Source organism: Nocardia sp. NPDC060220 (assembly GCF_042727815.1).
In the GTDB taxonomy this organism is placed as follows: Bacteria; Actinomycetota; Actinomycetes; order Mycobacteriales; family Mycobacteriaceae; genus Nocardia.
This window is the reverse complement of record NZ_JBHWZY010001121.1, coordinates 1-1,868: the sequence shown is the minus strand read 5'-3', so window position 1 is coordinate 1,868 and position 1,868 is coordinate 1. Positions and strand designations below refer to the sequence as shown.

Genomic DNA, 1,868 nt, shown 5'->3' with positions numbered 1-1,868 from the left:
ATCTGCAACAAGGTCTCCGAACGGGCGAACGCCGACGTCCGCACCAGCTCCGGGACATCACGCTGGATCAGATACAGGCCGGCGCCCGAGACTGCCTTCTTCTTGCCGAAGAGGCTCTTCTTCGAGGCGGCCTTGTGGATTTTCGCCACCTGACCTGCGAATTCCTCCGCCTTGGCTACCGCGGCCGCTTGGCTCGGTTCCTTGGGGTCGGGGATGTAGGAGGCGAAGCTGACCTCGTCGAACATGGGCGGAGGCACCATCTGCGCGACGAGTTGGTCGGCCGGGACCTCCGGATGGCGATCGACAAGGCGTTCTTGCATGGACAAATCGTACGGACGTGGTTGCATCGATCCCTATGCAGCGTATCCACAATGTGACCCAGCTCGCAGACCTCGACGCCGACGCACTGGCCAGGTGCTATGCCTACCCACGGCATCTGGACGGTCCGTGGGTACGGGCGAACTTCGTCAGCAGCATCGACGGCGCGTTCACCGTCGACGGTGTTTCGGCAGGCTTGGGCACCGAGGCGGACAAGACAGTGTTCACGGTCCTGCGTGAACTGGCCGACGTGATCGTGATCGGCGCAGGAACCCTGCGCGCGGAGAACTACGGCGGCGCGCACCCCGACCCGCAACGGCGCATCGCGCACCATCGGCACGGGATCGGTGGTCACCCCGACGGCACCCCGCCACCGATCGCGGTGGTCACCGCGACCGCCAAGCTCGATCCGGGGTCGAAGTTCTTCACCGACGCCGAGGTGCCGCCGCTGATCGTCACCACCAGCCACGCGGACCCGAAGCAGGTCAGTGCGCTCGAAGACGCGGGCGCGCAGATAGTGGTCGCCGGTGAGGCCGCGATCATGCCCGCCGCGCTGATCCGGGTGTTCGCCGAGCGCGGTCTGCACCGGGTGCTGTGTGAAGGCGGACCGCATCTTTTCGGGCAGCTGGCCGAGGCCGGCCTGGTCGACGAGCTCTGCCTGACCACCGCCCCGATGCTGGTCGGGGGCGCGGGCGGGCGAATCTCGCTGTCGGCGAGCACTTTCGACCTGCCGATGGCACGCAAGCAGCTGGTGCTCGCCGAGGACGGCACCGTCGCGGCCCGTTGGGCCCGTCGATGAAACCTGGCGCCGAACCTGGCAGTGTGTAGCGCATGCGTTGGACTCGGGCCGCGGCAACGGCCGCGACACTGTCGATCATGCTCGCGGGCTGTGGGGCCGGGCCGTCGGATCGGCCCGTCGTCGCCGTCGAGCGTCCCGGGGCAGGCGGCGCGCAGACCGAAGCGCCCGCGCCGCAGGACCTGGCCAAGGCCGAGGTGCCCAAAACCGATCTGGCCTGGCGTGATTGCACCGCGGCCACGTTGAGCTCGCTCGACTTCGGCGCCGCTCCCGCGGGTCTGGTCCTCGAGTGCGCCGAGTTCTCGACCCCGATCGATACCGCGGGCACCGTGCTCGGCACGTTCCGGGCCGGCGCCCTGCGCGCTCGCCTGCCGCAGACGCCCACCGACGCGGCCCCGTTGGTGCTCACCTCCGGTTCGGACCGTTCGTCGGCCTCGACGCTGGCCGGTCTGGCGATCGGGCCCAACAGCGCGTTGCTGGCCGCGCAGCCGATCGTCGCGGTGGATCGACGCGGCATCGGCGCCTCCCAGCCCATCGACTGCATTCCGGCGCAGCTGCGCGCGGTGATGACCGACCTCGGACAGACCGGGGTGGGCAACGCCGATCAGGTCGGCGCCGTCGCGGGCTTCAGCCAGGACGCCACCATCGCCTGCCGCGATTTCCTGCAGCCCTACGAGGGCACGTTCGACGCGCCGCACGCCGCCGACGACATCGAGCAGCTGCGCAAGCAATGGCAGGTCGAGAAGATCAACGT

The 1,868-nt window shown here is 69.1% G+C and carries 1 protein-coding gene and 2 pseudogenes; 2 read left to right on the top strand and 1 reads right to left on the bottom strand.

Features of this window, described 5'->3' with window-relative positions; all coding sequences use genetic code 11:
* A pseudogene (locus ACFWF3_RS34335) lies at positions 1–320 on the bottom strand (hypothetical protein); the annotation flags it as partial.
* A 35-nt stretch (positions 321–355) separates the two neighbouring features.
* On the opposite strand from ACFWF3_RS34335, the gene ACFWF3_RS34330 reads away from it, so the two are divergent.
* The gene (locus tag ACFWF3_RS34330) at positions 356–1,117 is read left to right on the top strand and encodes a pyrimidine reductase family protein (RefSeq protein ID WP_378988710.1); all 762 of its coding nucleotides are present in this window, start codon (positions 356–358) and stop codon (positions 1,115–1,117) included.
* A 32-nt stretch (positions 1,118–1,149) separates the two neighbouring features.
* Positions 1,150–1,868 (top strand): annotated as a pseudogene (locus ACFWF3_RS34325) (alpha/beta hydrolase); the annotation flags it as partial.

Excerpts from the sequence above, each read along its gene's own strand:
- ACFWF3_RS34330 (WP_378988710.1), top strand. The coding sequence starts at position 356 with ATGCAGCGTATCCACAATGTGACCCAGCTCGCAGACCTCGACGCCGAC.